This is a genomic window from Lactobacillus kimbladii, assembly GCF_000970755.1.
GTDB lineage: Bacteria > Bacillota > Bacilli > Lactobacillales > Lactobacillaceae > Lactobacillus > Lactobacillus kimbladii.
On sequence record NZ_KQ034007.1, the window covers coordinates 1,405,203 to 1,421,882 of the forward strand.

A 16,680-nucleotide genomic window follows, 5' to 3' on the forward strand; every position below is an offset into this window, starting at 1 on the left:
ACTATGAACTAAAAGCAACGTAAAATCTTTTTGTCAACAATTTTCATTTGCGGATCAAATGTATAAACTATTGGCTGTGCATTTGGAACTTCAAGATTAATAATCTCTTGATCATCAATATTTTCCAACTTTTTAATTAGCGCTCGTAAACTCGAACCGTGAGCAACGATTAATTGATCTTCAGCCTTTTTTAATCTGCTAACAACATTGTCATAGTAATAAGGCATAACGCGCTGTTGTGTTTGGTAAAGACTTTCAGCTTGCGGCAAAAAGTGCGGATCAAAATTAGCATAACGTCTGGATGTTACTTTTTTACCTTCAGGTGGAATCGCATAAAAACCTCGCCGCCATTCTAGTACTTGTTCTTTACCAAAAATTTTACGTGATTCGTCTTTATTAATGCCCCGTAAATTGCCATAGTGCCTTTCATTCAAACGCCAAGTTTTGGTAATCGGCAAATATAAAAAATTACAAATATCTGCAACTATATTTGCTGTAATGATTGCCCTCATTAACACTGATGTGTGAATATGAGTAGGGTGAAAATCGGTAATACTCTTAATCAAATTGCCGGCCATTTTAGCTTGCTTTCGACCCTTCTCAGTTAGAGCAACATCATTCCAACCCGTGTAAACATTGGCTTTATTAGCAGTACTTTCACCGTGTCTTACAAGCACTAATTTGACCATTTTATTTCACCCAGTGCATAATTATTAAAACTAAGCCGCTAATTGTAAAAATCACACCCAATATCATAAAAGGAGTTACTCCATGATTATGGTTGCGGTAACGTCTATTATAAGCATAAGCAATATCATATAAGCCTACTATTAAAACAATAACGGCAGTAAAAATACTAACTTTCAACCTTAATTTTCTCCTGATTACTCTTGATTACGATCATTTACAATCATTTTATCATTTTTTCCTCGTTCACATTCTGCTTGAAAATTAATATGGTTAATTCCTAATTCTTGTAATTTTGCACTAATTTGTTGCGTTAAAAATTCAAATTTACCAGCTGTTAAATCAGCATCAACGTTAACGTGCGCATCAAGCATGATATAGCGATCGCTATAACGCCACACATGTACATGATGAATATTTTTTATTTCAGGAAAAGATAAAACTATCTTATTAACTTCATCCAGATCGATGTCAGGATTAGATTCCATTAGCACATTTGCTGCCTTTTCTGTTATTTCACAAGCTTCGTGAAAAACGAAGACCGACACTAATAAAGTCATCACCGGATCAATCCAGCTAATGTTCCAATAATAAATAAAAATTGCACCAATTACAACTGCTACACTGGAAAGAGCATCACTTAGCATATGCATAAAAGTGGATCGCACATTTAGATTTTGCTGTCCACCTTGATGCATTACCAACATTGAAACTACATTTGAAATCAAACCAATAATGGCAACAATCAGCATTATGCCGCCACTGATTTTTGTTGGTTTCCAAAATCTTTCAATAGCTTCCACAAATAAAACAATACTAATTAAAATTAGAATAATACCGTTGGTAAAGGCAGCCAAAGTTTCAGCCCTGTCATAGCCAAAAGTTTTTCGCTTATTACTGCGTCTATTGCTGATGATATGTGCCACAAACGAAATAATTATTGCACCGACATCGCTAAGATTGTGTACCGCATCAGATAATAAAGACAAAGAACCAGATACGAAACCACCAATAAATTCTGCAACTGTAATAACAACATTAAGTGCAGTTACATAGGCAAATTTTTTTGTGGTATGATCTTTCATATTTTTTCCTTTCAAGCAATAAAGATAAAAAAGCCCTACTTTTAAGCAGGGCTTTACATATCTTCAGCATTTACATTATAATCTACAATTTCAAAATCACCGTTATCACGAATTATTCCCCTAGTAACACTACCGTTATTAGGAAAAACAATATCATGGAGGCCATCACTTTGGTTCCAATATTTAATGGCTAAGGTTTTGATAAAATCACCATGGGACACTATTAAAACTCTTTTTTCATTTTTAGTCAGATCATGGAGAACGTTAATCGCCCTAACCATCCGTTCATCCAGCTCTTTTTTATTCTCTGCCAAATGACGTGGATCCGCCTTTTTAGTAGCTTCACGAAATTCATAAATTCCAACTTGATTGATAATTTTGGTTACATCTGTTTGCGGACCAATACCTGCTGCCAGTGCAACTTCATTCCAGGTTTCCTCTATATCATCACCTTCGAAAGAACCAAAAAACACTTCCCGAAATTCTGGCAATTTTTTAATCTTGCCAATTTCTGAAACCTGGTTAGCGTCCTTCATTAAGTGAACCGTATCAATCGCGCGCTTCAAATCAGAAGAATACATGTTGTCAAAATGAACTTGGCTCAAGGCATTTGCAGTTACCTTTAGGTCATTAATGCCCTTGACTGTCAGCGGAGAATCACACCATCCCTGAACTTTGTTTAACTGGTTAAACATTGTTTCGCCATGACGGACAATATAAATTTCTGTTGCCAATTTGCATTCTCCTTTCATTTAACGTGCTTTAAACTATAACATATATGCCTTATAAAAGAAATACCCAGCCTGAATAAATGCTAGTGCTGCAATAAAGATACGCACATATCTGGCTGGAACTTTACGCAAAATATCCATTCCTAAATAACCGCCAATAAACATCCCAATAGCAAGAGGAATTGCCTGCATCCAGTATATTCGAGAAGTAAAAATAAAAACTATTAGTGCTACCAGATTCGCCAGTCCACAGATGACATTTTTAATTGCATTGACAACTATAAACTTTTCATCAGTAATATAAGTTAATAAAACTAGCACAATTACACCACCGGCGGCTCCAAAATAGCCGGTGTAAACACCCATCCCTAATAATGCAGCAATATAAAAAATTTCCTGCCAAAGTGGTCTTTTATGCGGTTCTAGACTATGATGCTTACCTGAAACAATTACCATAACACCTGAACCAGCAATAAAAATTGGTACCACTTTTTCAAAAACACTCGATGGAAAAGCTAACAATAAACGACATCCAATTAAAGAACCTACAATAGTAAATATAGAGTAAAACGCGACTTGGTGCCAATGTCCCTTAAGCTCCTTTGTTGAAGAAATAGTCGAACCAATACTAGTCCAAATCAAGGCAGCATCATTTGTGACATTGGCATAAACTGGTGGAATACCAACTGCCAGCAATACCGGATATGATGCAAGAGAAGCCATTGAAGCCACTGACGACAACAAACCGCTGGCTACACCCCCTATTAGTATAAAGATCAGTGAAAAAATAGATGCCATTCAAATTAACTCCCTTTTAAAACTTAATTTCTATTATAATGCTCTTGAAAAATAATTTAAGCAGGTATTTTAATTCTGACCCATTTTCTATTTAATATTGAAGTTGGATTTAACAAATTAGTCTCTAACTAATAATTACTGAAACATTATAGTTTTTGCACACATAAAAAGAATTAACTTTAGTCGATAATAAAGCCAATTCTTCTCTAAAATAAATATTTTGTTTTAAATTCATCTCTCAGTTTCTTAAGATACTTAATATCCTTTCTTACTCAACAGATACGAGTAACAAGTTGGAATCAAAATAACTATAATAGTGATGGATATAACCGACCAATACATTTCCCAATAAGAAGTTAGAAGCAGAACAATGCCGCTGATAAAAAAGATCCATCCGGCAAATCTGTGTGTTTTACGCCAATTTTCCGTATTATTTAAAGTCCATGGTAATTTAATGCCAACGACATGATTGGGACTAACTTTAGGCAGATAATTACCAAAAATAATAAAGAACAGTCCCAAAAAAGCACTAAGCATAAAGGAGCCTTTTACTTTATGACCCAGTGCATAGGCATAAAGTGACAGATTTACGATATTAGTAATAACAGGAACAAGCCAAAGGGTAATATTAACTATCTTAAAATCAAGATTTTTGGTTTCTTTTTGATTGCGTAAGATTAAAAATACCATTACTTGAAGGATAATTCCCAAAAAAGGCAGACCAATAATAACCCATAATTTATTGCTAAAAGCATTTGGCATATCAGTCATCCCAAAGTGTGTGGCCATTTTTTGCGGCAAACGATTATATAAAAATGCTCCGGTCAAAATTGGAAATAAGATTAGCAGAAGCGAGATTAATTCTGTTTGACGAATACTATTCTTTTTCATCATGATCTCCTTTCAGATCAACAAGCCAACCCATAATTTCTTCTATAATAGAAGTATTTAGCGAATAATAAATAAAGTTTTTTTCGTGTTCCTCTTCAATTAAATCAGCCTTTTTCAGCATATTAAGATGGTATGAAATAGTAGCTTTAGTCATATTAAAATGATTAGCAATATCTCCTGCCGACATTGGTCCATTTTTTAAAAGCTGCAATATTTTGCGGCGCACTGGATCTGACAAGGCCTTAAAACTAGACTCAAAACTCACATTAGTTTCTTTTCCTTTCTATTTAGATAAATATCTAATTAGATATTTGTCTAAATAGTATCACAATTTTCGTAAAACACAATAATTTTTAACATATTAATCAAAAATCCTTGAACTATAGTAAAAATAATAAAACTATTCAGGTGGCTGTGTGAGAACTCAGAAAAATTATGAGTAAAAACTTGTTCATAAATATTTGTCTTTAATTTAGCTTAGCTAATCGTTATAATGCAGAGGGTTAGTTAATGAAAGGAAAAGTACACTTGGCAAAATATAAAACTTTAATTTTTATTCTTGAAGGAAGCTTATTAAACGAAAAAGTTGCAGAACAAAATGCACTTAGGCAAACTTTGAAATTAACTGGCAGAGAATATGGTCCAACTGAGCGCATACAATATAAATCATTACAAGAAAAGACTAAATTACTAGGATTTGATGAGCGCATCAAATTAACTTTGCAGGAATTCTTTAAAAATGACTGGATTTCTGCGAAAGGCGCTTTTGATAACCAGTTACAAAAACAAGATCAGCTAAATAAAGATGTATTGCCTTTTTTAGATGAAGTGAAAAATAAAGTTAACTTGATTTTGCTGACGAAAGAGAAAAAAGATGTGGCTTCATACCGCATGCAAAATACAGAACTAATAAATTATTTTTCCGCAGTTTATTTTAAAGACGATTTTGCATGTAAGTTTCCAAATAAGAAGGTTTTGACAACAATATTGCAGCAGCAGAATCTGACGCCAGCTACTTGTCTTGTAATTGGGACAAACTTAGTCGATGAAATTCAGGGTGCCGAAAATGCTAACCTGGATTCTCTTTGGCTAGCGCCCAAGAAAGTAAAAATGCCAATTAGTCCACGTCCAACTTTACATTTAAATAAATTAAGTGATTTATTATTTTACCTAGAATTAAGCTAGTTTATAATAAAGTATAAGAATTGTGAGGTAAAACAAATGAAAAAAGTAGCTGTGATTTTTGCCGATGGTTGTGAAGAAGTTGAAGGTTTAAGCGTTATTGATGTATTACGGCGCTTAGGTATTCAAGCCGATATGGTTGGGCTTACTAGTACAACGGTAAATGGTGCACACAATATCAAACTTACCTGTGATAAAACTGTTGCCGATAGTCTATTGGATTATGACATAGTAGCTCTTCCAGGTGGTACAACCGGAGCAGAAAATTTACGTGATAATAAAAAACTGGCAGATCTGATGATAAAACGGCATAACGCTGGCAAGTGGGATGCCGCAATGTGTGCTGCCCCCATTGCTCTTGCCCGTTATGGCGTTATAGCTGGCGCTGACTACACATGTTATCCGGGTTTTGAAAAACAAACAGAAAAAGATGCACCAAACGGTCACTTCAAGGAAGATATTACTGTAACTGATGACGAACATAAAGTCATTACTAGTCGTGGTCCGGCAACTGCTTGGGCATTTGCATATGCAATTGCGGAAGCGCTGGGAATTGACACTAAGAACCTAAAGGCGGGCATGTTATACAATTACCTAGCCGACAATATTCAGGATAGTTTGTAAATTTTTAACTAAAAAAAGGTGAAGCTGGTACTGAGCCCCAAGAGTTGGACAACTTTTGGGGCTTTTTTATGACTAAATTATCTAAAGAAAAAAATTGAACTTTACACAAGATTATTTAAACACCCTATTTTTTTGTGGTATTTAAAAAATATGATAAAATTAGATTACCCTTAAAAAGGCAAAACAAATAATTGGGAGGTATTAAGCATGTGTACAACTATTGCAATTAAATCTGATAGTGGTGACGTATTTTGGGGACGGACTATGGACTTTACATTTGATCCCTTTAAACCTAGTGCGGATAGCAAAATGACTACTTTTCCTGCAAACTATGAATTAAAGGGTTTGCACCAAAGCTGGACGACTAAATATCCCTTTATGGGTATCAACGTCAATGATTCACTTTTCTTTAATGATGGTATAAATAGTGCAGGTATAGTTGGTGATGCACAATTCTTAGAAGAGGCTTCTTGGGATACAGTAGAAAGTCTTAAAAAGCGCGGATTAAAACCTATAATTGGCGAAGAAGTTGTCGCATATGTTTTAAGTAATTTTGGCAGTATCGCTGAAATAAAAGAAGCTTTTAAGCATCTTGGTCAAGAGAAAACGAATTATCCTGATTGGGAAAATGCAGACACAGGCATCCCTACTCCAATTCCAATGCATTACACTTTCTGTGATCCAAGTGGCAAAAGCGTTATTTTGGAACCAGTTAACAATGGTGCCTTTAAAATATATGATGGTATTGGCGTTATGACCAATAGTCCAGAATATCCTTGGCACCTCGACAATTTGCGTAATTACTTACATTTAACCAATCACAATTTGGGTCATCACCAAATAAGCGATCAGCTAGACATTAAACAAATTGAAAGTGGTTCTGGATTATTAGGATTACCTGGTGACTATACTGCTCCATCACGTTTTGTTCGTGGAACATTTATTTCTAAATTTTTAGCACCATTCCATTCAGATCAAGGAATTCCTCAACTATATAATGTATTCAAATCGGTCATGATTCCACGGGGATTAGAGCATCTTCACGAAGGTGAAGACAAATGTGATTATTCAGGTTACTGGGCAGGATATGACGTTTCCAATAGAAGTTTATATATTCAGCCTGAAGATTGCCCAACAATGACAAAATTTGTTCTGGATCCTGCTACAACGACTAAAATTACCCAGCCTATTCAACATGACTTTAAAGTGTTAGAAACCAAAAAACAAAAAGCTTTAGCTTAAAATTTATTACCAGTTAATTTGAGTTTTTAGTTTTTTAATTGTTCTATTTGAAACAAAATGCGTGTAAAAGTTTGATACTTTTACACGCATTTTTATAAATAATTACTATTTACCAACTAATAGTGATGGATATTGTGTATACGATAAATCACCTTTGTAAGCAAACCAGTCTTTTATTTCCTTTATTGATTTATTGGCAATTTTTTTGTTTTGACCGTGTAGCTTTTTAGCCTCATTTTTAGTTTGAATTAGTGATGGCTTTTTGCCTTCAAACTGTGAATCCATGACTTTTAACTCGACTTTGATCAGTGGCTGTAAAGCTTTTCTCTTAGCATATATGTTATAAAGATCACCGTTAAAGAAATTAACCCAGCCTTGATTTTTGCCACTTTGATCAACTATGTGAGCGACCAATTCAACCCTACCGGTACCAAATTCAGTAATCTTAAATTTTATATTTTTATCTGCCATTTTCTTAACCCAACTTTTGTCAAACGGTTTAGAGGTATCATTGATGACATCATTAACTGCGGGATAAACAATAGCATTCCTAGCTAATTTAAATACGTAACCTTCTTTAGAAAACCGTTTAGCAGGCGTAACGGTCATACCCGGGTCGGTTGCAGGACTAACTGCTGCTGGCTTAGCAGTATCAGTACTTTCTGCTTTGGTCACGGTTAAAGTGGTCAATGGTGTAAAAGAAAAAAGGATGGCTGCAGAACATAAAACTGTTCTAAAATACTTGTGTTTCATTTTTTAACCTCAAAAATAAACTAAAATAATAATTTGTAACAAAATTGTAACTTTATTACATTTATATGTCAATAATAATTGATTATTTAACTATAAAAAGAAAAATTTTTATCAGTAATGACAAAAAATAAGCCTTGAAATTTTGACGACTTTCAAGGCTTATTTTGAAATCAATTCTTTAGCAACTATTCTTTTCTGGTTCCATTTGAATGTTGTTAGTCAAACGTTTATTAACTTCCAGAACAAAAACAGGAATTAAACTACCAATCAAAACGACCAGCCAGCCCTGAACGGGTAGCAAGGCAAAGTGCAAAAATTGTCGCAAACGAGGTAAGAGTGTCAGTGATAAAACTAGCATCATACTTAGTAGTAGTCCCCAATTAAGCATTTTATTGGTTTTAAATGTTTGCACAGTGATTGGTTGAGAATCTTTAATAGCGTAGATATCAATCATAGATCCTAGTGCTAATACTAGAAAGACCAGTGTCATCCCAACTTGTGAATTGTTAGTTGAAAGAATAAACCTGCCATAGGCATAAACGCTCAATGTTAAAATCGTAAAAGTAACCGCACGGATAATCATCCTTTGCATTAATCCACGGCCAAGAATGCTTTCATCATTACCTATCGGATTTTGATCCATTATGTTTGGTTCACCAGGTTCTTTACTGATAAAGAATCCAGGTATTCCATCGGCAAGGACATTAATAATTAACAATTGTTCTGCTAAAAGTGGTGCACCCCAACCTATAATTGTACTAATAACCATTAAGAAAATTTGGGCGAAATTGACACCAATTAAGAATTCAACTGCCTTAATAATATTTTGATAAACAGTTCTGCCTTCTGCCACAGCTTTAATAATTGTGGCAAAATTATCATCCGTCAAAATCATGTCAGCAGCTTCTTTTGCCACTTCTGTACCCGTCTTGCCCATGGCAATTCCAACATCCGCTGCTTTAAGAGCCGGTGCATCGTTCACGCCATCGCCTGTCATTGCGACTGTTTTACCAATATCTTGCCAAGCTTGAACTATTCTGATTTTGTCACTGGGAGAAACACGAGCAAAAACTCTTATATCTTTAATACAATCTTTCAGTTCAGAATCCGTCATTTTTTGTAATTCTGACCCTGTGATTGCTTTTTGGTTAGAGTCTAAAATTCCTATTTCTCTAGCTATTGCTTTGGCAGTTACAAGATGATCCCCAGTAATCATTACAGTCTTAATGCCAGCTTGTTTTGCTTTAGTAACAGCTCTGGATACTTCAGGACGAGGTGGATCAATTAAACCAACCATACCAGCAAGTTTTAAATTAGAATTATTTTCAATCCAGTTGGTTGGGTCTGCGTTAGCAGCTATTACCTTATACCCAACTGCCAATACTCTTAACGCATTTTTAGCAAAATCATCATGGGCCTTTTGACCGGTTTTAATGGGTTCTTTTTTATCTAGCTGCAACCTGTCCCAAGCACCTTTAACGATTACTAATTGACGTCCATCACTTAAACGATGAACCGTCGTCATCATTTTTTTATTGGAATCAAATGGGTCTTCTGCTATCCGAGGTGTCTCTTTTTCCAGCTCTTGCCGTGAGCTGCCCTGTTGGTGTAACCAATTAACAATCGCAACTTCAGTAGCATCGCCAACGACTTCTCTTGAGCCATCTATTTCCATGATTTTGGCATTGTTAGCTAAACCCAGCAGTTTCAACAAATTTTGCCCAGCTTTAGGTAAATCAGCTGCTTTTTTAATGCCCGTTTCTGGCGTCCAATACTCAGTAATCGTCATTTTATTCTGTGTTAAAGTGCCAGTTTTGTCAGTGGCAACAACATCCACGTTACCAATAGTTTCCACAGCACCAATGTGTCTAATAATAGCATTACGATCAGCCATTTTTTTGACACCGCGAGATAAACTGATTGTCACAATAATTGGCAAGGTTTCGGGAACTGCCGCAACTGCTAAGGAAAGTCCAATCATTAAGCTTTCTGCTAAAGTCTTATTCTGCATACCCATGCTTAAAACAAAAATTATCAGACCACCTAGACCGGCGAAAGCTGTCATCCATTTTGATAAATGATCCAGTTTGCCCTGCAAAGGAGTTGCTCTTTTTTGAGTTTTATTCAAAAGGTTAGCAATTTTACCAAGCTCTGTTGCCATTCCGATTGCTGAAACTTGAACCAAGGCTCTACCACCAACAACAGCAGTGCCAGAATAAACGCGTTCATCGTCAGATAAATGGCCTTTGAGACGATAACATGTTTTCGAAACAGGTAAACTTTCACCGGTTAAAATCGCTTCATCAACAGTTAAGTTAGTTTCTTTTAATACTACAGCATCCGCTGGTACCTGATCACCGGTATTTAAATAGATTAAATCACCTGGCACCAATTCGGAAGCAGCTACTGTAATATCATGATTATTTCTTCTACCATTAGCCGTTGGCAAGCTCATTGCCTTCAAAGCAGCTAGAGATTTTTCAGCTGAAGACTCTTGATATAAGCCGATTACAACATTAATTATTAAAATTAGGCTAATTACAATTGTCTTAGTCCAGCCACCGTTTTGAAAAATAGCCATATATGTTGCTAATACTATCGCCAATAAAAGGACTAAGGACGAAATATCTTTTAGATGATGCCATATTTTTTTATATAGTGGAACAGCTTGTTTTTCAAGCAATTCATTAGGGCCAAATTCACTGAGCTTTTTTTCTATCTCAGCATCAGTTAAACCGGACTCGGGGGTTAATTTGAATAGTAGTTCTGATTTTTGGGACATGCTATCTCCTCCATTATTCGATTAAATTTACAATTAAGCTGTTTGAATAGAAAAGCCATATAATCGTAATTAAGCCGATTTTATAAAAGCTAAGCTTGATTAATGCAATAAAGATAATTTTTAAAAAAGCAGAAAGCCTCTGGTAATTATCCGAAGTTTTCTGCTTACATGATTATTAAAAAGTAATTGTTAATTAACAACGTTTTTTTAAAAATTATCTTTAGTTTAAAAAATCCTATTTCTAAACTAAACATCCTCTTTCCCATAAAAGCTTAACATTAGTATACAGGAACTGGCAATTTTTGGCTATTTTTATGCTTATAGTGTTTGCACTATATGTTTTAAATAGCTTCTTTTCTTTTGCAAAGTGTTATTTAAAATTTGGATTTTGCCAAATATCTTTTAAATATGTTTTGCGCACATTTAAATTATAAAAAAGCCAAAAAATCTAGCTTAAATAGCAGGATTTCTTGAATTTTTTGGCTCATAAATTTTAAACCTGTTTTACTCTGCTTCTGCTCTTACATCAGCTAAGGCTTCCAAACTATCTGCTACCTCACGCCAATTATTCTGGTAAGGTCCATACGCAGTATGAATCAAACTACCAACTGGTAGTGAGGGACACTCATTTTCTGCATTAGTTCCCCAATTTTGCCAGCCAGATTGTGGTCTCTGAACAATTTGAAAAGCATTTGAGGCATGTTCAGTTTGCCAAACCATGGCCTGACCGGTTTGAGTATTAATTTCAGCACTCTTAGTTGCGGGCCCAGCAAAGACAGTCTGATCCTTAACTGCACTCACATTGACAGGATCAGCACTAAATAACCACGGACGATCATTCAACTCAGCCAATACAAAAGCTTTCTGACGCACATCATGCAAATTAGTCTCTATTTCATCTTGAGATAATGCATTTTCCCAAACAGAGAATAAGCGCCAATACAGGTCCCAATGTGCATTAGCCATATTGCTGGTAAGTTGCTTTCTAAAATCTTCAAACCGATCACTCCGTTTTTGACCATCATGAACTAACTCTTGTACTTTATTTGCCAGTTGACCAGAATATGGATCTCCTTCGCGATACCATACACCGTCATAAGTGGCAAAGCGATCAAATACTAATTGTCCAATCCCGCTTTCAAATTCATCACCGACAGTGATTTTGTCCACAATAGAGCGCTGATTAACTGTGGTTTGAAAATGATCTACATGGTAAACGCGCGAAAAGAAAGGAACATCGTAATAAAAGGACCAGTCCAAAGCAAAACGCTTTCCGTGTAATTCCGGTTTTAAACCGTCTGGTATTCTGCCTGATAAACGGTACTCTTTCATAACAGGACCATTTTCAATTGGTTTGATATCTACAATTAAATGTTCAGCCGGATTAATCAAACCATTATCAGGAGTAAAGAAGGGACCATAAAAGCCACCCATGGCATTATTTCCTGATGGCAGCAAATCCCGTTTTTCATCCACAGCCATAAAATGTCGTAAACCCCATTTAGATGAACCTTCACCTTGAGCAGTACCACGACAAAGTTCGAAATCAAATTTACCAGTATTCAAATGTACATAAACATCATTTTCTTTAGCTGTAGGTATCTCTTTAATACCTTTAACTTTGTCCTCTTCAATTTCGTGATCAAAAGATAATTCCTCTTCTGGACCAGAGAAATTGACAATAGCGACAAAATTATGATCTGAATCATTATGTAACCTCTGTGCCACAAAAGTCTTTCCAGAATTATTTTTAACAACCCAATAATCCCCTGTTATATCATCGGAAACCGAAAACTTAACTGGAACAGGAATTTTAATTTTCTCTTGGGGATTAGTAATCTTTACTTTTACCATTTTCTTACCTCTCAAACTTTAACAAAACTATAGTGCAGTGAAAAATGTGATTAATCCAAACACAACTCCTGCTGCGTTGCAAGCAGCTAAAGGAATATCTCGATCTTTTTTAAACAAGGCATAAATTACCCATAAAAATGTATTAATTGCCGTTGCTAATGGCTGAATAGGACTACCCTTAACGCCATGTAAATTGTTAATAATTTGCGGTATATAAGACACATACATTATGATAGCCGTTATAGAAGCAATCCATCCAAGAACTGTCATAGCTTTTTCTAATTTCATAATTTCATCTCCTATTAATCATCTTAGCATCATGTAATCGCTCTCTCCAGTATACATGTACATATAGGCGACATATTTTTATATTTAATTATTAAAAAAAGCACAATCTGCCCGTTTTGTAAATCTTTGTGTAACTTGTATCATTTCCTATATGAAATATATAGATATAAAAAATAGCCCTGAAAGCTTTTTGGCGTTTAGGACTCAATTTGCTTATAACAGACAATGGGTATAAATTTTATTTAATAGTAATATTTCCTTCTGTTGAATCTGCCAGAAGAAAATTTTTCTTGAAATTATTTTGATAAAGTTCATCAGGCTTTGAACCCTTGTACTTAATGCTTTACCATCTGTTGTTAGCTAGTAACTCTAATTGCGTGCATTTATAATTACTTTTAATCTGGTTTTACCTGAAACAGTAATTTGATAAACTATCTGGTTCTTCCTTGAAAGAATTTAGCATAACATAAAATGATAAAAATCTATTCTTCTTTAATATTTTGATTCTTTAAAAAGTTTTTAAGAGTAAATTTTTATTGTATTATTAATAAAATTGAAGTTCATTAAGAAAGAAGATGAGCAATCTATGCTAATAAAACCCAAGCAATTACATGTAGGTGATAAAGTAGCAATTGTTAGTTTATCAGCTGGTACTCTAGGTGAGAGTTTTGCTTCCCATGAACTGAAACAAGGAATCAAGCACATGAAACAACTTGGCATAAGTCCTGTATTTATGCCACATGCTCTTTCAGGTAGTACTTATGTTAAAAGTCATCCAGCTGAACGTGCCGCCGATTTAAAAGCAGCATTTCTAGATCCAGAAATTAAAGGTATTTTTGCTGCTATTGGCGGAGATGACACTTACAGAACTTTGCCCTATTTAATGGCAGATCAGGAATTTAAAAAAACTGTCTGTGATCATCCCAAGTTATTTAGTGGCTTCTCTGATACTACGAATAATCATCTAATGTTTTACAAAATGGGCTTGCAAACATTCTATGGACCGAGCTTTTTAACTGATTTTGCAGAACTGGCTAATGAACTTTTGCCTTATACAAAAAAGACTTTAATACATTACTTTGAAAATTTGCCTGTTACTCTGATTCCTGCAAGTGAAACCTGGTATGAAGAAAGAACTGATTTCTCAATTAAGCAAGTTGGTAAGGAAAGAATAAGTCATAAAGACACCGGTTATGAAGTTTTACGTGGCCATGGAAAAGTTCGAGGTAGACTATGGGGTGGCTGCATTGACAGCCTTTATGATGACTTAGTCCCTAATCGTTATCCATATGAACCAGCAGTTATTAATCAGTATCAGCTTATACTCACACCGGAAGAAGCCAAAGATAAAATACTTTTTATAGAAACTTGTGAAGAAAAACCAGCTCCTGAACTTTATCGTCAAGAATTAGCTAAATTAGAAGAAGTTGGTATTTTAGGAAATGTTCGCGCAATTTTAGTAGGCAAACCTCAAGATAAAAAGTATTTTGCAGAATACAAACAAATCTTGTTAGAAGAAACTGCTAAGTTCAATACACCAATTTTATATAATGTAAATATTGGCCACGCCTATCCAAGGACCGCTCTACCTTATGGCGCACTCACACAAATTAACTTTGAAAAACCAGAGATAAAAATTATGGAATCCTGGTTTGCCTAGTCTGAAAAATTTTTAAAAAATATTTGCCTTTTTTTAATCATTGTGTATTATATATGTATTACAGTAATACAAGAAAGAAGGAGAATCTATGAGTTTACTTGAAACCCGTGAGGTAACCCGCACCTATGGCAAGGGAGCAACCAAATTTGAAGCCTTACGAGGAATTAATTTACAGATTGACAAAGGTGATTCTGTTGCTATCATTGGCAAAAGTGGTTCAGGCAAGTCTACTTTAATGCACATCTTGGCACTCCTCGATCACCCTACTACTGGCAGCGTCTTTTTAAATAATGAACCCACAAGTAAAATTAAAAATAAAGCATTAAATAAGCTGCGCAATCAGACCTTTGGCTTTGTTTTTCAACAATTTTTCTTAAATGCTCAAGATAGCGTGTTAGAAAATGTAATGCTTCCTTTAAAAATAGGTGGAATTACAGGAAAAGAACGCAGATCAAAGGCATTGGCAGCCATCAAAGCAGTTGGCTTAGAAAGTAAAGCTAAAAATAAAGCAAGTGACTTGTCAGGGGGTCAAAAGCAGCGTGTTTGTATTGCGCGGGCCTTAGTGAACAACCCAGAAATTATTTTTGCAGATGAGCCGACAGGAAACTTGGATTCAGCTACTAGCGAAAATATTGAAAATATTTTATTTAAACTACATCAAGAGAAAAATATTACCTTAATAATTGTTACTCACGATCCTGATTTAGCAAAAAAGTGTGCGCGTCAGGTTCAAATTAAAGATGGTCAAATAGTGGGAGGAGCACAGCAATGAGATTCCATGATATTCTAAATTCTGCAGCTACAAACTTATGGCACAATAAGGCGAGGACATTTCTAACCATTATAGCTGTTTTCATTGGCTCCTTAACTATTGCCTTTACTATGGGTATTAATAATGGTGTTAATGATTATTTGAAAAAGCAGGTCGGCAATATAGGTAAAACTGAGCAAATGTCTATTTTGCCTGGGAGTTCCAGTCAAGATACGAATGAACCTCAAAAATATAATACCAAGAAGAGCAGTCAAAACGCTGATGGTATGATGGACAAAAACGACGTTAAAAAAATCAAATCAGTTAAAGGCTTAAAAGATTTTAAAGCGTTAAAGGACTGTGATGTTGACTATGTCCAAGGGCCTAATAAAACTAAATATCTTATAATTGCGCAAATAACCGAAGGGATCAACTATGACTTAAAAGTTGGTCACCAAGTTGCTACTAGCGGAAAACAGGCTCAGATTTTAATCACTAAACCAATGGTTAAATCTTATGGCTTCAAAAATGCACAAGATGCTCTGGGTAAAAAAGTAACTTTAGTCACAAAATCACTCGTCACTAAGAAAAGAACTAAAATATCTGCTACAGTTGTTGGAGTTAGAAATGATAGTGTAGTATCAAAAGGTTTTGCTATCTACAGTAATGGCTTAGGACAAAAAATAGTTTCAGCAAACCAAAAAGGACTTCCGCAAGTTTTAAAAGATAAGTACATCAGTGTTATGGCTACCCCTATTAACAAGAGTGCTAGCAGTATTAAAAAAATTGAAGATAATCTAACTAAAAAAGGATATTCGGGTATGACTCTTAAGGAAGCAGTCAATGAGCTTTTCCTAACATTCAACGCAGTCACTGGGGTTTTAATTGTTTTTGGAGCTATCGCCTTGGTAGCTGCCAGCTTTGGAGTAGTCAATACTCTGTACATGTCAGTGAGAGATCGTACAAAAGAAATTGGTCTTATGAAGGCATTAGGACTCAGCAAGGGTAAAGTATTTTCCATTTTCAGCTGTGAAGCAATCTTAATTGGTTTGCTTGGCTCTTCATTGGGATTACTACTAGCAATGGGTTTAGGCAATGCCTTAAACAATTTTGCTGCTAAATCATTCTTAAAAGGTCTAGATGGCTTTACTTTAATTCAATTCAACTGGTCAAGCAGTTTACTAATTATTGGCATTATCTGTCTAATTACCTTTTTAGCAGGTACGTTACCAGCCAAACGAGCAGCAAAACTAGATCCAATCACTGCTTTAAGATATGAATAAAAATCAAATAATAAAAACGTCAGACTAGAATCTGACGTTTTTCATTCTTCTTTTATTCAAGCAGCCTAA

17 protein-coding genes are annotated in these 16,680 nt (G+C 35.0%); 6 read left to right on the forward strand and 11 right to left on the reverse strand.

Annotated features, from left to right (window positions below):
• Positions 1-8: 8 nt before the first annotated feature.
• From JF75_RS07050 to JF75_RS07075, 7 genes are all read right to left on the reverse strand, one after another.
• Positions 9-689, reverse strand: coding sequence for a 2,3-bisphosphoglycerate-dependent phosphoglycerate mutase (locus JF75_RS07050; RefSeq protein ID WP_046332430.1), 681 nt, complete (start codon positions 687-689; stop codon positions 9-11).
• Between the two features lies 1 nt (position 690).
• Complete coding sequence (locus tag JF75_RS10590; protein WP_167334215.1) at positions 691-867, reverse strand: hypothetical protein; 177 nt, start codon at positions 865-867, stop codon at positions 691-693.
• A 17-nt stretch (positions 868-884) separates the two neighbouring features.
• A complete protein-coding gene (locus JF75_RS07055) occupies positions 885-1,772 on the reverse strand; it encodes a cation diffusion facilitator family transporter (protein WP_046332431.1) in 888 nt (295 codons plus the stop codon).
• A gap of 53 nt (positions 1,773-1,825) precedes the next feature.
• Positions 1,826-2,506, reverse strand: a complete 681-nt coding sequence (locus JF75_RS07060; protein ID WP_045928425.1) for a histidine phosphatase family protein — start codon at positions 2,504-2,506, stop codon at positions 1,826-1,828.
• A gap of 33 nt (positions 2,507-2,539) precedes the next feature.
• Positions 2,540-3,301 (reverse strand): sulfite exporter TauE/SafE family protein, encoded by a 762-nt coding sequence (locus tag JF75_RS07065; protein ID WP_046332432.1) that lies wholly within the window; start codon positions 3,299-3,301, stop codon positions 2,540-2,542.
• Between the two features lie 255 nt (positions 3,302-3,556).
• Complete coding sequence (locus JF75_RS07070; RefSeq protein WP_046332433.1) at positions 3,557-4,192, reverse strand: SdpI family protein; 636 nt, start codon at positions 4,190-4,192, stop codon at positions 3,557-3,559.
• Complete coding sequence (locus JF75_RS07075) at positions 4,179-4,457, reverse strand: autorepressor SdpR family transcription factor (RefSeq protein ID WP_034980372.1); 279 nt, start codon at positions 4,455-4,457, stop codon at positions 4,179-4,181. The genes JF75_RS07070 and JF75_RS07075 overlap by 14 nt, the downstream gene beginning before the upstream one ends.
• A gap of 263 nt (positions 4,458-4,720) precedes the next feature.
• On the opposite strand from JF75_RS07075, the gene JF75_RS07080 reads away from it, so the two are divergent.
• The 3 genes from JF75_RS07080 (at position 4,721) to JF75_RS07090 (ending at position 7,240) form a co-directional block, all read left to right on the forward strand.
• Positions 4,721-5,377: an HAD family hydrolase gene (locus JF75_RS07080; protein ID WP_046332969.1), complete on the forward strand. Its 657-nt coding sequence runs from the start codon at positions 4,721-4,723 to the stop codon at positions 5,375-5,377.
• A gap of 36 nt (positions 5,378-5,413) precedes the next feature.
• Positions 5,414-5,998: a DJ-1 family glyoxalase III gene (locus tag JF75_RS07085; protein ID WP_046332434.1), complete on the forward strand. Its 585-nt coding sequence runs from the start codon at positions 5,414-5,416 to the stop codon at positions 5,996-5,998.
• A gap of 207 nt (positions 5,999-6,205) precedes the next feature.
• Positions 6,206-7,240 (forward strand): linear amide C-N hydrolase, encoded by a 1,035-nt coding sequence (locus tag JF75_RS07090; protein ID WP_046332435.1) that lies wholly within the window; start codon positions 6,206-6,208, stop codon positions 7,238-7,240.
• Between the two features lie 105 nt (positions 7,241-7,345).
• Here JF75_RS07090 and JF75_RS07095 read toward each other — a convergent pair whose 3' ends face one another.
• The 4 genes from JF75_RS07095 to JF75_RS07110 form a co-directional block, all read right to left on the reverse strand.
• Positions 7,346-7,993, reverse strand: coding sequence for a hypothetical protein (locus tag JF75_RS07095; protein WP_046332436.1), 648 nt, complete (start codon positions 7,991-7,993; stop codon positions 7,346-7,348).
• 178 nt (positions 7,994-8,171) lie between these two features.
• Positions 8,172-10,775 carry a cation-translocating P-type ATPase gene (locus JF75_RS07100; protein WP_046332437.1) on the reverse strand — a complete coding sequence of 868 codons (2,604 nt, stop codon included), beginning with the start codon at positions 10,773-10,775 and terminating at the stop codon, positions 8,172-8,174.
• A 504-nt stretch (positions 10,776-11,279) separates the two neighbouring features.
• Positions 11,280-12,629, reverse strand: a complete 1,350-nt coding sequence (locus JF75_RS07105) for a hypothetical protein (RefSeq protein WP_046332438.1) — start codon at positions 12,627-12,629, stop codon at positions 11,280-11,282.
• Positions 12,630-12,656: 27 nt separating this feature from the next.
• Positions 12,657-12,917, reverse strand: a complete 261-nt coding sequence (locus JF75_RS07110; protein WP_034980382.1) for a SemiSWEET family transporter — start codon at positions 12,915-12,917, stop codon at positions 12,657-12,659.
• A gap of 586 nt (positions 12,918-13,503) precedes the next feature.
• Here JF75_RS07110 and JF75_RS07115 point away from each other — a divergent pair.
• The 3 genes from JF75_RS07115 (at position 13,504) to JF75_RS07125 (ending at position 16,611) form a co-directional block, all read left to right on the forward strand.
• Positions 13,504-14,577, forward strand: coding sequence for a S66 family peptidase (locus JF75_RS07115; RefSeq protein ID WP_046332439.1), 1,074 nt, complete (start codon positions 13,504-13,506; stop codon positions 14,575-14,577).
• An 88-nt stretch (positions 14,578-14,665) separates the two neighbouring features.
• The gene (locus JF75_RS07120) at positions 14,666-15,349 is read left to right on the forward strand and encodes an ABC transporter ATP-binding protein (protein ID WP_046332440.1); all 684 of its coding nucleotides are present in this window, start codon (positions 14,666-14,668) and stop codon (positions 15,347-15,349) included.
• Positions 15,346-16,611: an ABC transporter permease gene (locus JF75_RS07125; protein WP_046332441.1), complete on the forward strand. Its 1,266-nt coding sequence runs from the start codon at positions 15,346-15,348 to the stop codon at positions 16,609-16,611. Before JF75_RS07120 ends, JF75_RS07125 begins: the two co-directional genes overlap by 4 nt.
• Positions 16,612-16,680: the final 69 nt, after the last annotated feature.